Genomic DNA, 20,284 nt, shown 5'->3' with positions numbered 1-20,284 from the left:
AGAGGGTTGCGGGGGTCAAGGCGGGCGTTCAGGGCTTCCTGCTTTCTACGCTGCGGTGACGGCGGCCCCGGGTGCACGGGGCACGGCGGGCAGCCTGGATCGCGGACGTACACGCGACCGAAGAGCCAGGATACTGGACGGTCGCCCCTGGGCCCAATCCGCGTCCCGGACAGGTCCGCCCGAACCGGATCAGCGGCCCTGTTCGTACTCGCGGAGCCGGTTCAGGTCGATCATCGAGGTGTCGAAGAAGCTGGTCTCGTCGAGGGCGCCCGCGGCCCGGGGCGGGTGCCCGTCGGCCGGGTAGCCGGCCGCGGTCCCGTAGCCCTGGCCGAGGTCGGTCCCGTGGCCGACGTCCGTCCCGTGGCCGCCCGTCGTCTGGGCCGGGGGCTGCCAGGCGTACGGGTCGGGCTGCTGGTAGCCGCCGGGGACGGCGTACGGGTCCGCCTGCGGCGGGTACTGCGCGGCCTGCCGGCCGTAGCCGTACGGATCCTGCGCCTCGTAGCCCCCGGCGGGGACGGTGTATTCGCTCCAGACGGGCTGCTGCGGAACCTGTGGTGCCTCGGATGGCCGGTGGGGCTCACGGGGCGCCCGGGGGGCGCCCAGGGAGTCCTGCGGGCCGCCGGCGAGCTCGGCGAGGAAGTCGGCGTCGCTGGTGGGGCGCCCGGGGGCGATGCCCTCGTGGGCGGCCAGGTGGGCGCCCAGCTCGTCGACGGGGCGGGACCCGAGCAGCTTCTCCCGGCCCCGGCCCACGGCCTCCAGGGCCTTGGCCAGGACGGCCGAGACGGCGCCCAGCTTGACGTCCACATAGGCGTCGGCGCCCTGCCGCTGGGCCCGGGGGTCGGTGCTGCGCTCCGGGGCGTCGTGGGCCAGGCCCTCGGGGTCGTGGCCGTCGCCGGCGAGGCCGAGGAGCTTCTCGCGGCCCCGGTCGACGGAGCCGATGGTCTTGGTGAGGACGACCTCGAAGTTGGCGAGGGTGCTGTCGACGTAGTCGTCGGCGCCGGCGCGGATCTCCTCGGCCTCCCGGTGGGCCTCCGCGAGGATGCGGTCGGCCTCCTCGCGGGACTGGCGGGCGACCTCGGTGCCGGAGATCAGGGAGCCGCGCTCGGCCCGGGCCGAGGCGAGGATCGCCTCGGCCTCCTCGCGCGCCCGGGCCACGAGCTGTTCCCGGTCCCCGATGACCTCGCGCGCCTGGGCCAGCGAGCCCGGCAGGGCGGCGCGCAGCTCCTCCAGGAGGGCGAGCAGCTCGGCCCGGTTGAGCACGCAGGAGGCCGACATGGGCAGGGCGCGGGCGCCGGTGACGGTCCTGACGATCTCGTCGAGTTTCTTCTGGACGTCCACCGTGACGCTCGCCGCCTTCTCGCATTCCGGGGTGGCCTGGTGGCCGATGGGAACGAACGGGGACGACTGTACGGCCGGCGGCCCCCGGCCGACAGCTACTGACGATCAGTCAGAGTCGGACCGCTGGACGAGGCGCTCCTTGAGGGCCTCCAGCACCAGCGGCGGCACCAGGTGGGAGACGTCGCCGCCCCACGCCGCGACCTCCTTGACCAGGCTGGAGGAGAGGAAGCTGTAGGTGGGGTTGGTGGGCACGAAGAGGGTCTCGACGCCCGAGAGGCCGTTGTTCATCTGGGCCATCTGGAGCTCGTAGTCGAAGTCGCTGACCGCCCGCAGGCCCTTGACGATGGCCGGGATGTCGCGCTCCTTGCAGAAGTCGACGAGCAGGCCGTGATGGGACTCCACCTGGACGTTGCCGTACTCGGCGGTGACCTGGCGGAGGAGTTCTATCCGCTCGTCGACGGTGAACAGGCCCTTCTTGGACTTGTTGACCATCACGGCGACGTGCACGACGTCGTACAGCTTCGAAGCGCGGGCGATGATGTCGAGGTGCCCATTGGTGACGGGGTCGAACGACCCCGGACAGACGGCGCGGCGCAACGGTGTTTCCTCGCTCTCCGGTCCATTCATGACGTGCCTGATCCCGTGGTGTCGGCAGTGCACGGCGAAGCGGCGTGACCGTACCAAAGCGTCCCCTCGCCGTAGCGACGGGCCCTCAGTGCGTCGAAACCCTCCGGCCAGCGGAATTCCCCGCCCCTGGTGCTGCGCTCCACAGTGACGAGCGCGTCCTCGGCCAGCCAGCCCCTGCTCCGGAGTGTGAGGAGGATCTCGCGAAGATCGTCGTCGGTGACCACGTAGGGCGGGTCGAGGAAGACCACGTCGTACGGCTCGGCGGGCGGCGCCCCGGCCACGACCTGCTCGGCCTTGCCGCCGCGCACCTCGGCGCCCGGCAGGCCGACCGCGCGGACGTTGTCCTTGATGACCCGCAGCGCGCGGGCGTCCGCCTCGACCAGGAGGGTGTGCGCGGCCCCGCGCGAGAGCGCCTCCAGGCCGACGGCGCCGGAGCCGCCGTAGAGGTCCAGCACGCGCGCGCCGTCGAGGGTGCCCAGGAAGGACACCCAGGTGGAGAAGAGGCCCTCGCGCGCCCGGTCGGAGGTGGGGCGGGTGCCGGTGCCGGGCGGTACGGCCAGGCGGCGTCCGCCGGCGCGGCCGGCGATCACGCGGGTCATGGTCTCGGAAGTCCTTCGGCGGTGGGTGACACGGTGCGGCGGTGGCCGCACCGACAGCGTATGGCGTCGGCGCCGCGGCGTCCGCCCGGCCCTCGCCCGGCCCGGGATCTCAGCCCTTGCCGAGGCCCGGGGCGTCAGCCCTTGTCCAGGAACTCCTCCCGGTCCTTGTCCAGGAGGGCGTCGAGCGCGGTGCGCAGTTCGGGGAGCCGGGCGAGCTCGGGGTCGGCGGCGACGACCGCGGCGGCCTCCTCGCGGGCGGCGGCGATGATCTCCTCGTCGTCGATGACGGTGAGCATCCGCAGGGAGGAGCGGACGCCGGACTGCGCCTGGCCGAGGACGTCGCCCTCGCGGCGCTGCTCCAGGTCGATGCGGGAGAGCTCGAAGCCGTCGAGGGTGGCGGCGACCGCGCCGAGCCGGGCGCGGGCGGGGCTGGCCTCGGGCATCTCGCTGACCAGCAGGCAGAGCCCGGGGGCCGAGCCGCGGCCGACGCGGCCGCGCAGCTGGTGGAGCTGGGAGACGCCGAACCGGTCGGCGTCCATGATCACCATGGCGGTGGAGTTGGGCACGTTCACGCCGACCTCGATGACGGTGGTGGCGACCAGGACGTCGACCTCGCCCGCCGCGAAGCGGCGCATCACCTCGTCCTTGGCGTCGGGCTGCATCCGCCCGTGGAGCACCTCCACGCGCAGCCCGGCCAGGGGCCCCCGGGAGAGCTCCTCGGCGACGTCGAGCACGGCCAGCGGAGGGCGGCGCTCCGCCGCGTCCTCGGCGGACTCCGCGGACTCGGCGGACTTCTTCTTGGGGGCGTCCTCCTCGTCGCCGATGCGGGGGCAGACGACGTACGCCTGGTGGCCGCCCGCCACCTCCTCGCGGACCCGTTCCCAGGCGCGGGCCAGGAAGTGCGGCTTGTCCTTGGCGGGCACCACATGGGTGGCGATGGGCGAGCGCCCGGCGGGCAGCTGGTCCAGGACGGACGTCTCCAGGTCGCCGAAGACGGTCATGGCGACGGTGCGCGGGATGGGGGTGGCGGTCATCACCAGCAGGTGCGGCGGTTGCTTGCCCTTGGAGCGCAGGGCGTCGCGCTGTTCGACGCCGAAGCGGTGCTGCTCGTCGACGACGACCAGGCCCAGGTCGTGGAACTGGACCTTGTCCTCGATCAGGGCGTGGGTGCCGACGACGACGCCCGCCTCGCCGGTGATCAGGTCGAGCAGCGCCTGGCGGCGCGCGGCCGTGCCCATGGAGCCGGTCAGCAGCACGACCTTGGTGCCCCGCTCGGCGCCGCCGAGCATCCCGCCCTCGGCGAGCTCGCCCATCATCTCGGTGATCGACCGGTGGTGCTGCTGGGCGAGGACCTCGGTGGGGGCGAGCATGGCGGCCTGGCCGCCGGCGTCCACGACGGCGAGCATCGCGCGCAGGGCGACCATCGTCTTGCCCGAGCCCACCTCGCCCTGGAGGAGCCGGTGCATGGGGTGCTCGGTGGCCAGGTCGTCGAAGATCTCGGCGGAGACCTTCCGCTGGCCGTCGGTGAGGGTGAAGGGCAGCTTGGCGTCGAAGGCGTCCAGCAGGCCACCGGGCGCGGGCTTGCGGGCCACGGCGGGCAGCTGGGAGTCGGCGTGCCGGCGGCGGGCGAGGGCGACCTGGAGGACGAACGCCTCGTCCCACTTCAGCCGGGAGCGGGCGTCCTCGACGTCCGCCTTGGCCCGGGGCCGGTGGATCTTGCGGAGGGCCTCCGGCAGCGGGACGAGGCCCCGGCCCTCGCGCAGCGCGGGCGGCAGCGGGTCGACGACGGCCTCCCAGCCGGTGGCCTCCATCGAGGCGAGCACGACGTCGACCGCGTTGGAGATCTTCCAGGACTCCATCTTGGAGCAGGCCGGGTAGAGCGGGATCAGCTGGTCGGCCCAGGCCTTGGCGGCGGAGGCGTCGCTGTCGCCGCCGAGCATCTCGTACGCGGGGTGGGAGAGCTGGCGGATGTTGCGGAACGTGCCGACCTTGCCGGCGAACATGCCGCGCCGGCCGGGGACGAGCTCCTTCTGGTGGTGGTAGATCGACCGGCCGAAGAAGACCAGCTGGAGCCGGCCGCCGCCGTCGGTGACGGTCACCTCCAGCCGCTGGCCCCGGCCCTGGTTGAACTTGTGCACCCGGGCGTCCAGGACCTGCGCGACCACCGTGACGTGCTCGTCGAGCGGCAGGTCGGCGAGCCGGGTGAGCTCGCCGCGCTCGGCGTAGCGGCGCGGGTAGTGGTGCAGCAGGTCGCCGACCGTGTGCAGATCGAGGTGCTCGGCCATCACCTTCGCGGTGGTGCCGCCGAGCGTCTTCTTCAGGGGTTCGTCCAAGGCGGGCACGGGTCCATTGCACACCACGCCGCTGACAACGCGGCCCGGGCGGCGCCGTCGGCACGGTTCATTCGACGCCGATGATCAGCCGGGCGGCGTGCTGCCCGCCCCGGTAGACCACGGTGTCCACGGCCAGGTGGCCGCCGCGCACATGCCGCTGGAGGCGGTCGGCGACGGCCTCGGGCACGTCCGCGCCGAGCACGAACGTGACCATCTCGCCGCCCGCCGCGAGCATCCGGTCCAGCACGGTCTCGGCGGTGGCGGCGAGCTCCGCGCCGATGACGGCCACGTCGCCGTCGATGAGGCCGAGGACGTCCCCGGCCTGGCAGACGCCCGCCATGGTCCACGACTGCCGCTCGGCGACGACGAGCTCCGCGTGCCGGGTGGCCCCGGCGGCGGAGGTCATGGCCACGACGTCCTCATCGAAGCGGCGGCCGGGCTCGTGGACGGCGAGGGCGGCGATGCCCTGGACCGGGGAGCGGGTGGGGATCAGGGCGACCCGGACGCCCTCGGCGCGGGCCTGCTCGGCGGCCGCGGCGGCGGTGTGCCGCAGGTCCGCGTCGTTGGGCAGCAGCACCACCTCGCGCGCGTTGGCCCGCCGGACCGCCTGCACCAGCTCGCCGCTCGCGGGCGGCTCCCCCGGCCGCACGGTCACGACGGTCGCGCCCGCCTCGGCGCACAGCGCCGCCAGCCCCTCGCCCGGCACGACCGCGACGACGGCCCGCTGGACGGGCTCGTGGACGCGGGTGCGCTCGGTGGCGGCGGCGCCGAAGTGGGTGATGCGGACGCGGTACGGGCGTCCGGCGTCGATGCCCGCCTCGACGGCGGCACCGGCGTCGTCCACGTGGACGTGGACGTTCCACAGGCCGTCCCCGCCGACGACGACGAGGGACTCGCCCAGCGCGTCGAGGCGGGCCCGCAGCCGGGCGACGGCCGTGTCGTCCGCCTCCAGCAGGTAGATCACCTCGAAGGCGGGCCCGTCGCCCGGCGGGACGTCCAGGCCGCCGGCCTCGGCCGGGCAGCCCCCGGCGAGCCAGTCATGGGCGGCGTGGGCGGGCGCGGCGGTGGGCCGTGCGGCGCCGGGGCCGCCCGTCAGGGCGGCCACGAGCGCGCCCAGCACCTCCACGAGACCCTTGCCGCCCGCGTCGACGACGCCCGCCCGCCCGAGGACCTCCAGCTGGCACGGTGTTGCCGCCAGGGCCGTCAGGGCGCCCTCGTGCGCGGCGCGGGCGACGGCCGGGCCGTCGCCCGGGGTGACCTCGGCGGCCTCGGCGGCGGCCGTGGCCACGGACAGCACGGTGCCCTCGACGGGGCGGGCGACGCCCTCGTACGCCGACTCGACGGCGCGGCGGAGGGCGCGGCGCAGGAGGGTCGCGTCGTCGCCGGCCTCCTGGCCGCCGCCGGTGGCGGCCAGGACCTCGGCCATGCCGCGCAGCAGCTGCGCCAGGATCGTCCCGGAGTTGCCGCGCGCGCCTATGAGCGCGCCGTGCGCCATGGCGCGGACGGCCTCGGCCAGGCCGGGCCGGGAGCCGGGGCCGGTGGTGGCGTGGGCGTCGAAGACGGCGTCGACGGCGCGGGCGGCGGACTCGACGGTCAGGTAGAGGTTGGTGCCGGTGTCACCGTCCGCGACGGGATAGACGTTGATCGCGTCGATCTCCTCGCGGGCTCCGCCGAGCGCGTCGAGCGCCAGGGCGCACCAGGCGCGTACCGCGTCGGCGTCGAGCGGGTGCGGCACGTGTGTCCTCCTCGGACGGCGGGGGCGGGGGCGGGGTGAAGTGCTTGGGCAGACTAGTCCCGGGCGCGGGCCCGGGGGGCGAGCCGGGCGGGTTCGGGGCCGGTCATGGTAGTTTCGTTGTCCAGGAGCGGTCGTTGTATGCTGCTCCGGTTGCCTGATGAGAATCAGGCCATCCCCCTGGCAAGCCAGTCACCTACGACCCGGCACGCCGGGATTTCCCGTAAGTGCATCTGAAGTCTTTGGAGTGACCCGTGGCTGCCAACTGCGACGTCTGCGGCAAGGGGCCGGGCTTCGGCAACAACATTTCGCACTCGCACCGCCGTACGTCCCGTCGCTGGAACCCGAACATCCAGCGTGTGCGTGCCGTGGTCGGTCGGACGCCGAAGCGCCTCAACGTCTGCACCTCGTGCATCAAGGCCGGCAAGGTCTCGCGCTAACTAGCTAGTAGCGCGGCAGCCTCGCCGTCCTTGAAAGCCGGTCCTCCCCGTTTCGGGGTGGGCCGGCTTTTCGTTGTGCCCCAAGCGGGGTCTCGAAGGGGCGGCAGCTCCTTCGGAAACGGGAAGGGGCGGGTCAGGGGCTCGTCCACCCGTGGTGCACCGGGCCGATGCCCGCGCCCAGTGGAAAGCCCGCCGCTATCGCCCCCGTGACGTAGTCCTTGGCCGCCCGCACGGCCTCCGGAACGGAGAGCCCCTTGCCGAGACCGGCGGCGATCGCGCTCGCCAGCGTGCAGCCCGTTCCGTGGGTGTGGCGGTTGTCGTGGCGCGGGGCGCGCAGCCAGTGTTCTTCCGATCCGTCCGTCAGGAGATCCACCGCGTCGCCCTCCAGGTGGCCGCCCTTGATGAGGGCCCAGCGCGGGCCGTGGGAGAGGATCGCGTCCGCCGCCCGCCGCATACCCGTCTCGGAGGCGACCTGGACGCCCGTCAGCCAGGCGACCTCGTCCAGGTTGGGGGTGGCGACCGTCGCGACCGGCAGGAGCTTCGTGCGGACCGCGTCGCGGGCGGAGGCGGCCAGCAGGGCGTCGCCGTGCTTGGAGATGCCGACGGGGTCGACGACGACGGGGGCCGTCACCTCGGCCAGGAGCGCGGCCACGGTCTCCACGAGCTCCGCCGAGGCGAGCATGCCGGTCTTCACGGCCTCCACCCCGATGTCGTCCACGACGCTGCGGAACTGGGCCCGTACCGCCTCGGCGGGCAGCGGCCAGGCGCCCTGGACGCCGAGGGAGTTCTGCGCGGTCACCGCTGTGACCACGCTCATACCGTGGGTCCCCAGGGCGAGCATCGTCTTCAGGTCGGCCTGGATGCCCGCACCGCCGCCGGAGTCGGATCCGGCGACGGTCAGCACGCGGGGCGGGGGTGTGCGCATGCGCGCAATCTACTCCCCGGCGGTCATTCGCCCGGCTCCAGGCCGTCGTCGCCGAAGTGGTCCCAGCCGCCCGCCTTGTCCCAGGGCGCGCCGTCGACGGTGACCTGCGGGAGGGCGGAGGGGTTGACGACCTCGCCGATGATCTTCCAGCGGGCGGGGAGCTTCACATCCGGTGGGAAGGTCGCCACGATGGCGTGGTCCTCTCCGCCGGTCAGCACCCACTGGAGCGGGTCGACGCCGACGGCCTGGCCGATGTCCAGCATCTGCGTGGGCACGTCGATGGCGGCGGTGCGCAGGTCGATGCGGACCTTGCTGGCCTCGGCGATGTGGCCGAGGTCGGCGATGAGGCCGTCGCTGACGTCCGTCATGGCGGTGGCGCCGAGCGCGGCCGCGGCGGGCCCCGCGTGGTACGGGGGCTCGGGGCGGCGGTGGGCCTCGACGAAGGCGCGCGGGGAGCGGAAGCCGCGGGAGAGCACGGCGAGCCCGGCGGCGGACCAGCCCAGCCAGCCGGTGACGGCCACGACGTCGCCCGCGCGGGCTCCGGAGCGGGTGACCGGCTCGTGGTTGCGCAGGTCGCCCAGGGCCGTGATGGCGACGGTGATGGTGTCGCCGCGCACCACGTCCCCGCCGACCACGGCCGCGCCGGCGACCTGGCACTCGTCGCGGATGCCGTCCATCAGCTCGGTCGGCCAGGTGGCGGGGAGCTCGGCGGGCACGACGAGGCCCAGCAGCACGGCGGTGGGCACCGCGCCCATGGCGGCGATGTCGGCGAGGTTCTGCGCGGTGGCCTTGCGCCCGACGTCGTAGGCGGTGGACCAGTCGCGGCGGAAGTGCCGTCCCTCCAGGAGTACGTCCGTACTCGCGACGACCCGGCGGTCGGGCGCCGCGACCACCGCGGCGTCGTCACCCGGTCCGAGCCGGACCGCCGGGGTGGTGGTGAGCCGGGAGGTCAGCTCTCTGATGAGGCCGAACTCCCCCAGCTCGCCCACGGTGCCTTTCACTGAGCTCCTCCTCGGAGTGTCGGTTGCCCTGATCGTGACGTGTTCCGCGCCGCGCAGGCCGCGCGGGTCTCCCCGCACCGTGCGGCGACGCGGTACCGTGGCGTCTCTTCTCCCCACATGATCCTCGAAGCCGCCCTGGAGGTTCCGTGGTACAGGCGTACATCCTGATCCAGACCGAGGTCGGCAAGGCGTCGACCGTGGCCGAAGTCATCGGAAAGATCTCGGGAGTGATCCAGGCCGAAGACGTGACGGGGCCGTACGACGTGATCGTGCGCGCCCAGGCGGACACCGTGGACGAGCTCGGTCGCATGGTGGTCGCGAAAGTACAGAAGGTGGAGGGCATCACCCGCACCCTGACCTGCCCGGTGGTCCATATCTAGCTCCCCCGTATGCTCGGCCGGTGAAGTCTTCGCTCCGCCGGCCCCTCGGCCTGCCCGCCGCCGCCCTGCTCCTCGCGGCCGCGGGCTGTTCCGCGCCGGACCCGTCAGCGGGTCCGGCGGTTCCCACGCCGGACGCGCGGCAGGCCGGGCACTGCCGGGCGTTGCACGGTGCCTTGCCGGACGTCCTGGACGGGCGGAAGCGGCGTACCGCGGAGCCCGCGTCGGACTTCACGGCCCTGTGGGGCGATCCCGCGATCTCACTGCGCTGCGGGGTGGCCCGTCCCAAGATCCTTACGCGTGGTTCCGAACACTACAACCCCAACGCCGACTCGGCGGAGCTCGACGGGGTGGAGTGGCTGCCGGAGCGGCAGCCGGACGGCAGCGTCCGCTGCACCACCGTGCACCGTGAGGCGTGGATCGAGGTGACGCTGCCCGCCCGCGTGGTGGGCGGCGCCGGCGACATCAGCGCGCTGACCGATCTCGCCGGCGCCATCACGAAGACGGTCCCCGTGGGGATCCTCCCCTGACGGGCCCCTCCACCGGCCGCTAGCGCAGGCCCGTGGAGCGGCGCAGGGCGGCCTGGACGAGCCGGTCGACCAGCTCCGGGTACTCGACGCCGGTCTCCTGCCACATGCGCGGGTACATGGAGATGGGCGTGAAGCCGGGCATGGTGTTGATCTCGTTGATCACGAACTCGCCGTCCTCGGTGAGGAAGAAGTCCGCGCGGACCAAGCCCTCGCAGGAGGCGGCCTCGAATGCCTCGACGGCCAGCTCCTGGACCCGGCGGGTCTCCTCCTCGCTCAGCGGGGCGGGGACGATGCCGGAGGCGGAGTCGATGTACTTGGCCTCGAAGTCGTAGAAGTCGTGCGCGGAGACCGGGGGGATCTCGGCGGGCACGCTGGCGCGCGGGCCGTCCTCGAACTCGAGGACGCCGCACTCGATCTCCCGGCCGCGCAGCAACGATTCGACCAGGATCTTCGGGTCGTGGCGGCGGGCCTCGGCGATGGCCTCGTCGAGACCGGAGAGGTCGTCGACCTTGGTGATGCCCATCGAGGAGCCGGCGCGCGCGGGCTTCACGAAGAGCGGCCAGCCGTGCTCGCCCGCGAAGTCCACGATCTTCTTGCGGGCGCCCGCCTGGTCGTTCTCCCACTCGCGCGGGCGGATGACCACGTACGGGCCGACGGGCAGGCCGAAGGAGGTGAAGACGCGCTTCATGTACTCCTTGTCCTGGCCGACGGCGGAGGCGAGGACGCCCGCGCCCACATAGGGGATCCCGGCGAGCTCCAGCATGCCCTGGAGGGTGCCGTCCTCGCCGTAGGGGCCGTGGAGCACGGGGAAGACGACGTCGACCTCGCCCAGCGCCTTGGGGACGGCACCGGGCTCGGTGTAGACGACCTCGCGGCTGGCCGGGGTGACGGGCAGCAGGACGCCGCCGTCGGCGGAGTCGGTGAGCTGCTCGACGCTCGGCAGCGACCGGTCGGCGATGGTCATCCGCTCGGGGTCGTCGGCGGTCAGCGCCCAACGGCCGTCGGTGGTAATGCCGATCGGCAGCACGTCGTACTTGGCGCGGTCGATGGCGCGCAGCACCGCGCCTGCGGTCACCACGGAAATGGCGTGTTCGGAACTGCGGCCGCCGAAGACGACCGCGACACGCGGCTTCCGCTCAGGGCTCTGGGGGGAGGTCTCGCTGCTCATATCGCGTCGAGAGTACCTGGTGACCACGGGTGCTTCAGTGCCGCTCGGCCTTGGCGCTGCGCGACATCAGCTCCTTGAGCGCCACCATGGGCGGCTTGCCCTCGTGGACGATGCCGACGACCGTCTCCGTGATCGGCATGTCGACATGGTGACGCCGGGCCAGATCGAGCACGGACTCGCAGGACTTGACGCCCTCCGCCGTCTGCTTGGTGACCGCGACGGTCTCCTCCAGGGTCATGCCCCGGCCGAGGCAGGCGCCGAAGGTGCGGTTGCGGGAGAGCGGCGAGGCGCAGGTGGCGACGAGGTCGCCCATGCCGGCCAGGCCCGCGAAGGTGTGGGCGTCGGCGCCCATGGCCAGGCCCAGCCGGGTGGTCTCGGCGAGGCCCCGGGTGATCAGGGACGCCTTGGCGTTGTCGCCCAGCCCCATGCCGTCGGCGATGCCCACGGCCAGCGCGATGACGTTCTTCACCGCGCCGCCCAGCTCGCAGCCGACCACGTCGGTGTTGGTGTAGGGGCGGAAGTACGCGGTGTGGCAGGCGGCCTGGAGCCGCCGGGCGACGGACTCGTCGGGGCAGGCGACGACGGCGGCGGCGGGCTGCCGCGCCGCGATCTCCTTGGCGAGGTTGGGGCCGGTGAGCACGGCGACCCGGTCCGGGGAGACCTTGGCGACCTCCTCGACGACCTCGCTCATCCGCTTCGCGGTGCCGAGCTCGACGCCCTTCATCAGGGAGACCAGCACGGTGCCGTCGGCCAGCAGGGGCGTCCACTCGGCGAGGTTGCCGCGCAGGGTCTGGGAGGGCACGGCGAGCACGGTGAACGCGGCGTCGCGGGCGGCCTCGGCGGGGTCGGTGGTGGCCCGGACGGCGGCGGGGAGCTCGATGCCGGGGAGGTAGTCGGGGTTGGTGCGGCCGGTGTTGATGGCGTCCACGAGGGCGGCGCGGCGGCCCCACATGGTGACCTCGCAGCCCGCGTCGGCGAGGATCATCGCGAAGGCGGTCCCCCAGGAACCGGTGCCGTAGACGGCGACGCGCGTCACTTGTCGTTCTCCTCCTCGGAGGGGGCCTTCCCGGCGGCGCGGCGGGCCGCGGCACGGGCCTTCTTGAGGTTGTACGGCTCGGCCGGGGCGGGCTCGCCGCGCAGTTCGGCGAGGAGTTCGGTGATGGCCCTCATGATGACCTCGGTGACCTCGCGCAGCACCTCGGCGGTGGGTTCCTTGCCGTAGTACGCCGACAGGTCGACGGGCGGGCCGGCCAGCACCCGGAGGGTCTTGCGGGGGAAGAGCCGCAGCTTCTTGTCCTTGGCGTACGGCGGCATCGCCTCGTTGGCGCCCCACTGGGCGACCGGGACGACGGGCGCACGGGTCAGCAGGGCGACACGGGCGGCGCCGGTCTTGCCCTCCATGGGCCACATGTCGGGATCGCGGGTGAGGGTGCCCTCGGGGTAGAAGGCCACGCACTCGCCCCTGTTGATGGCGTCCACGGCGGACCGGAACGCGGTGGCCGCGTCGGCGGACTCCCGGTAGACGGGAATCTGCCCGGTGCCGCGCAGGATCGCGCCGACGAAGCTGCCCTTGAACAGCCCGGCCTTGGCCAGGAAGCGCGGGACGCGCCCGGTGTTGTACTGGTAATGGGCGTAGGACAGCGGGTCGAGATACGAGTTGTGGTTGACGACGGTGATGAAGCCGCCGTCGGCGGGAATGTGCTCCATTCCGCGCCAGTCCCGCTTGAACAGAACCACGAGCGGCGGTTTCGCCAACACCGCCGCAAAGCGGTACCAGAAGCCGATTCTGTGGCGGGACACTCGGACACCCTTCTGTTGGAACCTGGACGTGCTTCGGGCGTGCTGCTCACCCGGGGGCCGGACAAGTGTCGCCCCGGGTACCCGGTCTGTCGAGAACGCCCCGGGGCCCCGGACTTCTCGGAACACCGTAACCCCGCGCCCGCCGCCGGGCTCCGGCAGCGGGTGACAATGGGGGCCGACGCGAGGAGAGGGGACCGGGGCCGTGCACTGGACGCTGGTGGTGCCGGTGAAACCGCTGGCGGGGGCCAAGAGCCGTCTGGTGGCTGGCGCGGCACGGCTGCCGGGGCCCGCGCTGGCCCTGGCCTTCGCCCTGGACACCGTGGGCGCCGCGCTGGCCTGCGGCGTCGTGCGGGATGTGGCGGTCGTCACGGCGGATCCGCTGGCCGGGGCCCGGCTCGCGGCCCTGGGCGCCCGGGTGCTGCCCGAGCCGCCGGGCGGCGGGCTGAACGCGGCCCTGGCCCACGGCGCGCGCGAAGTGCGCCGGGCCCGCCCGGACGCGGCCGTGGCCACGCTCAACGCGGATCTGCCGGCATTGCGCCCCGCCGAACTCGGGCGGGTGCTCGAATTCGCCGGCGGATTTCCCCGCGCATTTCTCGCGGATGCCGCCGGAATCGGTACGACCCTGCTGGCGGCGGCCCCCGGAAGGGAATTGTCCCCCGCGTTCGAGGGCGCCTCACGCGCCCGGCACCGGGCCTCGGGGGCCGAGGAGATAACGCTCACGGGCGTGGACTCCGTACGCCGGGACGTGGACACCGAGCAGGACCTGCTGGCCGCCCTGGCGCTGGGCGTGGGGCCGCGCACGGCGGCGGTCGCCGGCCGGGCGCGGGCCGCCGGGGCGCCCTCGCCCGCGCGGGCGGACTAGGCTGCCGGTCATGCAGGCCACCGCGTACACCTTCGATCCCCAGACCCACGCCGGGAGCGTTCTCCTGGACGACGGCACGCCCGTGCCCTTCGACGGGGCGGCGTTCGACGCCGGCGGTCTGCTGATGCTGCGGCCCGGCCAGCGGGTGCGGATCGAGTTCGCGGCGCCGGCCGAGGGCGCCCCGGAGGTCCCGCCGGCACAGCGCCGGGTGACCCTGGTGACGCTCCAGACGTTCTGAGGACGGACGCACCGCGGGCCGGGCTCCCCCTCGGGGAGCCCGGCCCGGCGCGTTACGACGTGCGTCCGCTGCCTTACTTCTTCTTGGCAGTGGTCTTCTTGGCCGTGGTCTTGCGCGCGGTGGTGGTGGTACGGGTCGCGGCCTTCTTGGCGGGCGCGGTCTTCTTCGCGGTCGCCTTCTTGGCCGGAGCCGCCTTCTTCGCCGTGGTCGCCGCCTTCTTGGCGGGAGCCGCCTTCTTCGCGGTGGTGGCCTTGGTGGCGGTGGCCTTCTTGGCCGTCGTGGCCTTCTTGGCCGGAGCCGCCTTCTTGGCGGCCGCCGTCGTCTTCTTCGCCGGCGTGGCCTTCACGGCGGTCGTCTTCTTGGCGGTGGCCTTCTTGGCGGTCGCCTTCTTGGCGGTGGCCTTCTTCGCCGCGGCCTTGGTGGTGGCCTTGCCGGCCGTGAGGCTGCCCTTGGGCGCCTTCTTGACCGAGACCTCGCCGGCCTTCGGGAGCTTCTTCGTGCCGCTCACCAGGTCCTTGAAGCCCTGGCCCGCGCGGAAGCGCGGCACCGAGGTCTTCTTGACCCGGACGCGCTCTCCCGTCTGCGGGTTACGGGCGTAACGAGCCGGGCGGTCGACCTTCTCGAACGAACCGAAGCCGGTCACCGAGACACGGTCACCACCGACGACCGAGCGGACAATCGCGTCGAGTACCGCGTCGACGGCGTCCGCGGCCTGCTGACGGCCGCCGAGCTTGTCGGCAATCGCTTCAACGAGCTGCGCCTTGTTCACGTCTTCCCCTTCGGAGACATTGGCTGGAAAGTGCTCCAGCTTTTTCGCACGTTAGGCAGATATATACCGCAAATCAAACACGAAACGGTCTAATCACCCTTGTGCCGCAACGAACCCGACGCATCACGGAGTTCCGTGCGTGCCGGGATCTTCGGGGAAACGGCCCTCGTCGAGGTCGTTCATCAGCCGGTCCAGACGCCTTGCCGCGCCTGAGAGATCGTGCTTCGCCGAGGCCGTGATGGCCAGCAGCTGCCGGGACAGCGCCATCCTTACGCCCTCCGGGACTTGCAGTGCGCGCACCCTTGTGTGCGCTTCCTTCAGTTGGTCCGCGACGAGCCGGTAAAGCTCGAGTTGGCTGTCGCGTTCCATGCACCGATTGTGCCATCTGAGGCGAGTTGTCGCTTCACAGGGCCTCAACAAAACGATGCGCCCCCTGTCCGAAGACAGGGGGCGCATCATGCCAAACCCTGGGTGAGCAGCGGAAATCCGGGGTCCGTGAAGGCCGTCCGACACTGGGCCAAACGAGCCGGAATCGGTCTCAGATTCTTGCTGTGGAGGGCTTGAACGAGGGCCTGCGGGCCTCGAAAGCGGTGATGTCCGCCGCGTTCCGGAGGGTCAGATCGATGTCGTCCAGTCCCTCCAGGAGCCGCCACCGGGCGTTCTCGTCAAGGTCGAAACCGGCCGTCAGCCCGCCGGCCCGCACCTCGCGCGCCACCAGATCGACGGTCACCTCCACGGCGGGGTCGTTCTCGGTCAGCTCCCACAGCGCCTCCACGGTCTCCTGCGGCAGAACGACGGTGAGCAGTCCGTTCTTGAGCGAGTTGCCGCGGAAGATGTCGGCGAAGCGGGACGACACGACGGTTTTGAAACCGTAGTTCTGGAGCGCCCAGACGGCGTGTTCACGGGAGGAGCCGGTACCGAAGTCGGGACCGGCGATCAGCACGCTGGCACCCGCCCGCTCGGGGCGGTTCAGGACGAACTCCGGGTCCTTGCGCCACGCCTCGAAGAGCCCGTCCTCGAAACCGTCGCGGGTCACCTTCTTCAGCCAGTGCGCGGGGATGATCTGGTCGGTGTCGACGTTGCTCCGGCGCAGCGGGACGGCCCGGCCGGTGTGGGTGGTGAACGCTTCCATCGGTCAGACCTCCACGGGGGTGCGTACATCGGTGGCGAGGCCGGGCAGGTCGCCCGGGGCGGCGAGGTGACCCAGCACGGCGGTGGCGGCGGCCACCTGCGGCGAGACGAGGTGGGTGCGCCCGCCCTTGCCCTGCCTGCCCTCGAAGTTGCGGTTGGACGTGGACGCGGAGCGCTCGCCCGGCGCGAGTTGGTCGGGGTTCATGCCGAGGCACATGGAGCAACCCGCGTGCCGCCATTCGGCGCCGGCCGCGGTGAACACCTTGTCCAGCCCTTCCTCGACCGCCTGGAGGGCCACCCGGACGGACCCGGGGACCACCAGCATGCGCACGCCGTCGGCGACGTCCCGGCCCTCGATGACGGAGGCGGCGGCGCGCAGGTCCTCGATGCGGCCGTTGGTGCAGGAGCCCACGAAGACGGTGTCGACGCGGATGTCGCGCAGCGCCTGACCCGGCGTCAAGTCCATGTACTCCAGCGCCTTTTCGGCGGCGAGCCGCTCGGACGGGTCGGAGTACGAAGCGGGGTCGGGGACCGCCGAGGAGAGCGCCGCGCCCTGGCCCGGGTTGGTGCCCCAGGTGACGAACGGAGCGAGCTCGGCGGCGTCGACGACCACCTCGTGGTCGAAGACCGCGTCGTCGTCGGTGCGCAGGGTGCGCCAGTAGGCGACGGCCGCGTCCCAGTCCTCGCCACGCGGTGCGTGGGGGCGTCCCTTGAGGTACGCGAAGGTGGTCTCGTCCGGGGCGATCATGCCCGCCCGGGCGCCCGCCTCGATGGACATGTTGCACACGGTCATCCGGGCCTCCATCGAGAGCTTCTCGATGGCGGAACCGCGGTACTCGATGACGTAGCCCTGGCCGCCGCCCGTGCCGATCCTGGCGATGACGGCGAGGATCAGGTCCTTGGCGGTGACGCCCTCGGGCAGTTCGCCCTCGACGGTGACGGCCATCGTCTTGAACGGCGCCAGCGGCAGCGTCTGGGTGGCCAGGACGTGCTCGACCTGGCTGGTGCCGATGCCGAACGCGAGCGCGCCGAAGGCGCCGTGGGTGGAGGTGTGGCTGTCGCCGCAGACCACGGTCGTACCGGGCTGCGTCAGCCCCAGCTGCGGTCCCACCACGTGGACGACGCCCTGCTCGATGTCGCCCAGCGGATGGAGGCGCACCCCGAACTCGGCGCAGTTGCGGCGCAGGGTCTCCAGCTGGGTGCGGGAGACCGGGTCGGCGATGGGTTTGTCGATGTCGAGGGTGGGGGTGTTGTGGTCCTCGGTGGCGATGGTGAGGTCGAGCCTACGGACCGGTCGTCCCGCCTTCCGCAGGCCGTCGAAGGCCTGCGGGCTGGTCACCTCGTGGAGCAGGTGCAGATCGATGAAGAGGAGGTCGGGCTCGCCTTCGGCGCGCGTCACGACATGGTCGTCCCAGACCTTCTCCGCGAGTGTCCGTCCCATCGCTCTCTCCTGTGGGGTGGGGTGCTGTCCGTCCAGGGTGGCGCGTCCCGCGAAAATATGAACTTGCGTTTCATAGTGTGAGACGCGAGTATCGTTGCATGGACAACAGTAGTGGCGGCTCTAGCGGTGTGGGCGTTCTCGACAAGGCGGCTCTGGTTCTGAGCGCTCTGGAGTCCGGTCCGGCGACCCTCGCCGGGCTGGTCACGGCGACCGGCCTCGCGCGTCCGACGGCGCACCGGCTCGCGGTGGCTCTGGAGCACCACCGGATGGTGGCGCGCGACATGCAGGGCCGGTTCATCCTCGGCCCCCGGCTGAGCGAGCTCGCGGCCGCGGCGGGCGAGGACCGCCTGCTGGCCACGGCGGGCCCGGTCCTCACCCACCTGCGCGATGTCACGGGCGAGAGCGCGCAGCTCTACCGGCGCCAGGGCGACATGCGGATCTGCGTGGCCGCGGCGGAGAGACTGTCCGGATTGCGGGACACGGTGCCCGTGGGCTCCACGCTGCCGATGAAGGCCGGCTCGGCGGCCCAGGTCCTCATGGCCTGGGAGGAGCCTGAGCGGCTGCACCGCGGCCTCCAGGGCGCCCGCTTCACGGCGACGGCCCTCTCGGGCGTCCGGCGGCGGGGCTGGGCCCAGTCGATCGGCGAGCGCGAGCCGGGTGTGGCGTCGGTCTCGGCGCCGGTGCGGGGGCCTTCCAACCGGGTCGTCGCCGCCGTCTCGGTCTCCGGACCGATCGAGCGCCTCACCCGCCACCCGGGCCGGATGCACGCCCAGGCCGTCCTGGACGCGGCGATCCGCCTCACGGAGGCGCTGCGGCGCAACGGGTGAGCTTCCCGGGGGCTCCGCCCCCGGACCCCCGCTCCGCGCGTGAGCGCGGAGCGGGGGTGCGAGGGGGCTGCCGCCCCCTCACCAGCGCTCCGCGTCCCGGGGGCCCGCCACCCGCAGGGTGAGCCGCGCCAGCGAACCCCGCACCGCCACGTCCAGCGATTCGCTCAGCGTCCGCGCCAGCCACAGCCCGTCCTCCGAGTGCGGCTCCGGCCCCGGCGGCCGGAAGCCCGCGAAGGCGGGCAGCGGCCGCACCGGCGCGCCCAGCAGCTCGTACACGAGCACCCCCGGCTCCTCCCACGCCCGTACCGCCACCCGGGGCGCGGGCCCGGAGGCCAGCAGATGGCCCGCCGCCTCGCACACCCCCAGCACCGCCAGCCCCAGCCGCTCCCCCCGCAGCCCGCCCGCCCCGGCTCGCTCGCGCGCGAAGGAGCGGATCTCCGCGATCCGCGCCGTGGGCCCCGCCCGGGCCGCCCCCGGCGGCGCGGGAAGGCGCGGCGGCGGCACGGCCGCCGCGTACGCCGCCGGGTCCGTGAACTCGGCGCAGGGCGTCACCAGGCGCCCGTCCACCCGCGCCGGGTGGGTGGCCCGGGCCGCGTGGGCCACGTCGCCGGGCACGGTCCGGGTGTCGTAGGGGCAGATCATCCGGACGGGCAGCCCGGCCAGCAGCACGTTGAGCCCGGATTCCATCCGCTTCCACTCGGCGATCTGACGCGCGGACTTCCCGCCCCACACGGGTTCGGCCAGGATCCGCAGGCGCCGCCCGGGGCGGGAGCGGCGGTCGTGGTAGCGCAGGAACGCGGCCACCCGCTCCACGGGCCGACGCCCGAAATACGCCGTCTCGGCCGTGTCCAGCTCCCCCGCCCGCTCCCCCAATGCCTCCCGCAGCAGCTCGATGTTGGCGGGCGTCGTGGCGGCGAGGACGGGCTCCCCCGCCGCCAGCCCGTCGAGGGCGAAGGGCAGCGCCGTCGCCAGGAACTCCTCGTCCGTGCCGTACAGGCACGCCTGGTGGACGAAGCCCGGACCGGTGCCCGGACCGGTGCCCGGGTCAGTCCCGGCCATGCCCGGCCCCCAGCCGGAGGCCGGGGGTGCGGTCCCAGCCGACGAGCGTGATGACCTGCCGGAGGTGCGGCCGCAGCCCGGTGAGCTCCACGGCGCGGTGGCGGGCCGCCCGGGCGCGGGCGAAGGTCATCAGCAGCCGCAGCCCGCCCAGGTCGAGGAACTCCACCCCGGACATCTCCAGGCTGACATCGCCCCGGACCGCCGCCACGGACCGCAGGGCGTCCCGCAGACAGCGGTGGGCTCCCTCGTCGACCAGGCCCTCCAGCCGCAGCCCCTGCGGGCGGTAGGTCCGGGCGACGACCAGTTCGGGGGTGCGCACCAGCGGATCGGCCTCGACGCTCCCGGCGTGGGCGGAGGCGAGGGCGGCGAGGGCGGCGGGTTCGCAGCGGCGGATGTCGTACTGGCAGACGGCCAGGGCCTGGCCCGCGCTGAACTCCTCGGCCAGCAGCGCCTCGTACCGCAGCAGCCGGCGGACGTCCCGTTCGTCGTGGACGGCGGCGCACAGGTCCCCGGCGATCCGCAGGGCGCGATAGCCCTCCCGTCGGGAGCGCTCGGCGGCACCGCGCAGCCTCCGCAGCAGGGCGGCGGGCTCCAACCGGCCCCGGCCGGAGAGGATTTCCCCGAGCCGGACGACCTCGACCCGGCCCGCCGGCACACCGGGCATGCCCAGGGGCTCCGCTTCGGCACCACTCAGGTAGAGGATCTTGTCCTCGGCGTCCAGGGCCCCTCGGACGAAGTCCCGCAGAATGGAGGCCCGCTCCTCGTCCGATCCGAAGAGCAGACACGCGTGGTCACCGGGCCGCAGATCACCGACGTGGACCATGCGGGGATTATCCCGCCGCCCCACGAGGGGCGGAAGGACGCGCAAAAAACGCCCCCCGCCGAAGCGGAGGGCGTTTCTTGTGTTTCGCTGTACCCCCGACCGGATTCGAACCGGCGCTACCGCCTTGAGAGGGCGGCGTGCTAGGCCGCTACACAACGGGGGCTTGCTTTGTTACTGCGCTGGGGTACCAGGACTCGAACCTAGACTAAATGAACCAGAATCACTCGTGCTGCCAATTACACCATACCCCATGGTGGTTTTACC

22 protein-coding genes and 2 tRNA genes are annotated in these 20,284 nt (G+C 73.0%); 6 read left to right on the top strand and 18 right to left on the bottom strand.

Annotated features, from left to right (window positions below):
• Positions 1 to 189: 189 nt before the first annotated feature.
• The 5 genes from ACX9I7_RS18900 to ACX9I7_RS18880 form a co-directional block, all read right to left on the bottom strand.
• Entirely contained in the window at positions 190 to 1,338 is a 1,149-nt protein-coding gene (locus ACX9I7_RS18900) for an ATP synthase F0 subunit B (protein ID WP_459387977.1), read from the bottom strand.
• A gap of 105 nt (positions 1,339 to 1,443) precedes the next feature.
• Positions 1,444 to 1,935 carry a pantetheine-phosphate adenylyltransferase gene (gene coaD / locus ACX9I7_RS18895; protein ID WP_387567267.1) on the bottom strand — a complete coding sequence of 164 codons (492 nt, stop codon included), beginning with the start codon at positions 1,933 to 1,935 and terminating at the stop codon, positions 1,444 to 1,446.
• A 26-nt stretch (positions 1,936 to 1,961) separates the two neighbouring features.
• The gene (gene rsmD / locus ACX9I7_RS18890; RefSeq protein ID WP_358628507.1) at positions 1,962 to 2,564 is read right to left on the bottom strand and encodes a 16S rRNA (guanine(966)-N(2))-methyltransferase RsmD; all 603 of its coding nucleotides are present in this window, start codon (positions 2,562 to 2,564) and stop codon (positions 1,962 to 1,964) included.
• A 134-nt stretch (positions 2,565 to 2,698) separates the two neighbouring features.
• Positions 2,699 to 4,849: an ATP-dependent DNA helicase RecG gene (recG, locus tag ACX9I7_RS18885; protein ID WP_459388006.1), complete on the bottom strand. Its 2,151-nt coding sequence runs from the start codon at positions 4,847 to 4,849 to the stop codon at positions 2,699 to 2,701.
• 115 nt (positions 4,850 to 4,964) lie between these two features.
• Complete coding sequence (locus tag ACX9I7_RS18880; RefSeq protein WP_459387976.1) at positions 4,965 to 6,632, bottom strand: DAK2 domain-containing protein; 1,668 nt, start codon at positions 6,630 to 6,632, stop codon at positions 4,965 to 4,967.
• Positions 6,633 to 6,883: 251 nt separating this feature from the next.
• On the opposite strand from ACX9I7_RS18880, the gene rpmB reads away from it, so the two are divergent.
• Entirely contained in the window at positions 6,884 to 7,069 is a 186-nt protein-coding gene (gene rpmB, locus ACX9I7_RS18875) for a 50S ribosomal protein L28 (protein ID WP_003957616.1), read from the top strand.
• Positions 7,070 to 7,202: 133 nt separating this feature from the next.
• Here the strand turns inward: rpmB and thiD are convergent, their stop codons facing one another.
• Both thiD and ACX9I7_RS18865 read right to left on the bottom strand, forming a co-directional pair.
• Entirely contained in the window at positions 7,203 to 7,994 is a 792-nt protein-coding gene (gene thiD, locus ACX9I7_RS18870; RefSeq protein WP_459387975.1) for a bifunctional hydroxymethylpyrimidine kinase/phosphomethylpyrimidine kinase, read from the bottom strand.
• A 23-nt stretch (positions 7,995 to 8,017) separates the two neighbouring features.
• Positions 8,018 to 8,995: a thiamine-phosphate kinase gene (locus tag ACX9I7_RS18865; protein ID WP_126916275.1), complete on the bottom strand. Its 978-nt coding sequence runs from the start codon at positions 8,993 to 8,995 to the stop codon at positions 8,018 to 8,020.
• A 146-nt stretch (positions 8,996 to 9,141) separates the two neighbouring features.
• Here ACX9I7_RS18865 and ACX9I7_RS18860 point away from each other — a divergent pair, with 146 nt between their 5' ends.
• Together ACX9I7_RS18860 and ACX9I7_RS18855 are read left to right on the top strand one after the other, a co-directional pair.
• Positions 9,142 to 9,375 (top strand): Lrp/AsnC ligand binding domain-containing protein, encoded by a 234-nt coding sequence (locus ACX9I7_RS18860; RefSeq protein WP_126916274.1) that lies wholly within the window; start codon positions 9,142 to 9,144, stop codon positions 9,373 to 9,375.
• 20 nt (positions 9,376 to 9,395) lie between these two features.
• Positions 9,396 to 9,902, top strand: coding sequence for a DUF3515 domain-containing protein (locus ACX9I7_RS18855; RefSeq protein ID WP_387565698.1), 507 nt, complete (start codon positions 9,396 to 9,398; stop codon positions 9,900 to 9,902).
• A 19-nt stretch (positions 9,903 to 9,921) separates the two neighbouring features.
• Here ACX9I7_RS18855 and ACX9I7_RS18850 read toward each other — a convergent pair whose 3' ends face one another.
• From ACX9I7_RS18850 to ACX9I7_RS18840, 3 genes are read right to left on the bottom strand one after another with little or no spacing between them, the layout of a single operon-like run.
• Positions 9,922 to 11,070, bottom strand: coding sequence for a D-alanine--D-alanine ligase family protein (locus ACX9I7_RS18850; RefSeq protein ID WP_459387974.1), 1,149 nt, complete (start codon positions 11,068 to 11,070; stop codon positions 9,922 to 9,924).
• Between the two features lie 34 nt (positions 11,071 to 11,104).
• The gene (locus ACX9I7_RS18845) at positions 11,105 to 12,106 is read right to left on the bottom strand and encodes an NAD(P)H-dependent glycerol-3-phosphate dehydrogenase (RefSeq protein ID WP_358628492.1); all 1,002 of its coding nucleotides are present in this window, start codon (positions 12,104 to 12,106) and stop codon (positions 11,105 to 11,107) included.
• Positions 12,103 to 12,870 (bottom strand): lysophospholipid acyltransferase family protein, encoded by a 768-nt coding sequence (locus tag ACX9I7_RS18840; RefSeq protein WP_387565707.1) that lies wholly within the window; start codon positions 12,868 to 12,870, stop codon positions 12,103 to 12,105. Before ACX9I7_RS18840 ends, ACX9I7_RS18845 begins: the two co-directional genes overlap by 4 nt.
• Positions 12,871 to 13,072: 202 nt before the next feature.
• Here ACX9I7_RS18840 and cofC point away from each other — a divergent pair, with 202 nt between their 5' ends.
• Both cofC and ACX9I7_RS18830 read left to right on the top strand, forming a co-directional pair.
• On the top strand, positions 13,073 to 13,732 hold the full coding sequence (gene cofC, locus ACX9I7_RS18835) for a 2-phospho-L-lactate guanylyltransferase (protein ID WP_387565710.1): 660 nt from the start codon (positions 13,073 to 13,075) through the stop codon (positions 13,730 to 13,732).
• Positions 13,733 to 13,742: 10 nt separating this feature from the next.
• Positions 13,743 to 13,970, top strand: coding sequence for a hypothetical protein (locus ACX9I7_RS18830; RefSeq protein WP_189451167.1), 228 nt, complete (start codon positions 13,743 to 13,745; stop codon positions 13,968 to 13,970).
• Positions 13,971 to 14,043: 73 nt separating this feature from the next.
• Here the strand turns inward: ACX9I7_RS18830 and ACX9I7_RS18825 are convergent, their stop codons facing one another.
• From ACX9I7_RS18825 to leuC, 4 genes are all read right to left on the bottom strand, one after another.
• Positions 14,044 to 14,739: an HU family DNA-binding protein gene (locus tag ACX9I7_RS18825; RefSeq protein ID WP_387565713.1), complete on the bottom strand. Its 696-nt coding sequence runs from the start codon at positions 14,737 to 14,739 to the stop codon at positions 14,044 to 14,046.
• A gap of 123 nt (positions 14,740 to 14,862) precedes the next feature.
• Positions 14,863 to 15,108: an SCO5555 family protein gene (locus ACX9I7_RS18820; RefSeq protein ID WP_126916268.1), complete on the bottom strand. Its 246-nt coding sequence runs from the start codon at positions 15,106 to 15,108 to the stop codon at positions 14,863 to 14,865.
• A 169-nt stretch (positions 15,109 to 15,277) separates the two neighbouring features.
• Positions 15,278 to 15,871 carry a 3-isopropylmalate dehydratase small subunit gene (gene leuD, locus ACX9I7_RS18815; protein ID WP_387565716.1) on the bottom strand — a complete coding sequence of 198 codons (594 nt, stop codon included), beginning with the start codon at positions 15,869 to 15,871 and terminating at the stop codon, positions 15,278 to 15,280.
• 3 nt (positions 15,872 to 15,874) lie between these two features.
• The gene (leuC, locus tag ACX9I7_RS18810) at positions 15,875 to 17,311 is read right to left on the bottom strand and encodes a 3-isopropylmalate dehydratase large subunit (protein ID WP_387565719.1); all 1,437 of its coding nucleotides are present in this window, start codon (positions 17,309 to 17,311) and stop codon (positions 15,875 to 15,877) included.
• 98 nt (positions 17,312 to 17,409) lie between these two features.
• On the opposite strand from leuC, the gene ndgR reads away from it, so the two are divergent.
• Positions 17,410 to 18,138: an IclR family transcriptional regulator NdgR gene (ndgR, locus tag ACX9I7_RS18805; RefSeq protein ID WP_126916265.1), complete on the top strand. Its 729-nt coding sequence runs from the start codon at positions 17,410 to 17,412 to the stop codon at positions 18,136 to 18,138.
• A gap of 78 nt (positions 18,139 to 18,216) precedes the next feature.
• On the opposite strand, the gene ACX9I7_RS18800 is transcribed toward ndgR, so the two are convergent.
• The 4 genes from ACX9I7_RS18800 to ACX9I7_RS18785 all read right to left on the bottom strand — a co-directional run bounded on the left by ACX9I7_RS18800 (position 18,217) and on the right by ACX9I7_RS18785 (position 20,271).
• Positions 18,217 to 19,197 (bottom strand): anti-sigma factor RsbA family regulatory protein, encoded by a 981-nt coding sequence (locus ACX9I7_RS18800; RefSeq protein WP_459387973.1) that lies wholly within the window; start codon positions 19,195 to 19,197, stop codon positions 18,217 to 18,219.
• Complete coding sequence (locus ACX9I7_RS18795) at positions 19,184 to 20,020, bottom strand: MEDS domain-containing protein (RefSeq protein WP_387565725.1); 837 nt, start codon at positions 20,018 to 20,020, stop codon at positions 19,184 to 19,186. The genes ACX9I7_RS18800 and ACX9I7_RS18795 overlap by 14 nt, the downstream gene beginning before the upstream one ends.
• Positions 20,021 to 20,110: 90 nt before the next feature.
• Positions 20,111 to 20,183 (bottom strand) — tRNA-Glu (locus ACX9I7_RS18790).
• Positions 20,184 to 20,199: 16 nt separating this feature from the next.
• Positions 20,200 to 20,271, bottom strand: a tRNA-Gln gene (locus ACX9I7_RS18785).
• Positions 20,272 to 20,284 lie beyond the last annotated feature (13 nt).

Source organism: Streptomyces sp. L500, from assembly GCF_054551825.1.
This window is presented reverse-complemented; position numbering and strand designations above follow the sequence as displayed.

Coding starts and splice junctions, on each gene's coding strand:
- ACX9I7_RS18820 (WP_126916268.1), bottom strand. CDS start 15,108: ATGGAACGCGACAGCCAACTCGAGCTTTACCGGCTCGTCGCGGACCAA.
- leuC (WP_387565719.1), bottom strand. CDS start 17,311: ATGGGACGGACACTCGCGGAGAAGGTCTGGGACGACCATGTCGTGACG.
- ACX9I7_RS18830 (WP_189451167.1), top strand. CDS start 13,743: ATGCAGGCCACCGCGTACACCTTCGATCCCCAGACCCACGCCGGGAGC.
- rsmD (WP_358628507.1), bottom strand. CDS start 2,564: ATGACCCGCGTGATCGCCGGCCGCGCCGGCGGACGCCGCCTGGCCGTA.
- leuD (WP_387565716.1), bottom strand. CDS start 15,871: ATGGAAGCGTTCACCACCCACACCGGCCGGGCCGTCCCGCTGCGCCGG.
- ACX9I7_RS18795 (WP_387565725.1), bottom strand. CDS start 20,020: ATGGTCCACGTCGGTGATCTGCGGCCCGGTGACCACGCGTGTCTGCTC.
- ACX9I7_RS18850 (WP_459387974.1), bottom strand. CDS start 11,070: ATGAGCAGCGAGACCTCCCCCCAGAGCCCTGAGCGGAAGCCGCGTGTC.
- ACX9I7_RS18800 (WP_459387973.1), bottom strand. CDS start 19,197: ATGGCCGGGACTGACCCGGGCACCGGTCCGGGCACCGGTCCGGGCTTC.
- ndgR (WP_126916265.1), top strand. CDS start 17,410: ATGGACAACAGTAGTGGCGGCTCTAGCGGTGTGGGCGTTCTCGACAAG.
- recG (WP_459388006.1), bottom strand. CDS start 4,849: ATGGCCGAGCACCTCGATCTGCACACGGTCGGCGACCTGCTGCACCAC.
- thiD (WP_459387975.1), bottom strand. CDS start 7,994: ATGCGCACACCCCCGCCCCGCGTGCTGACCGTCGCCGGATCCGACTCC.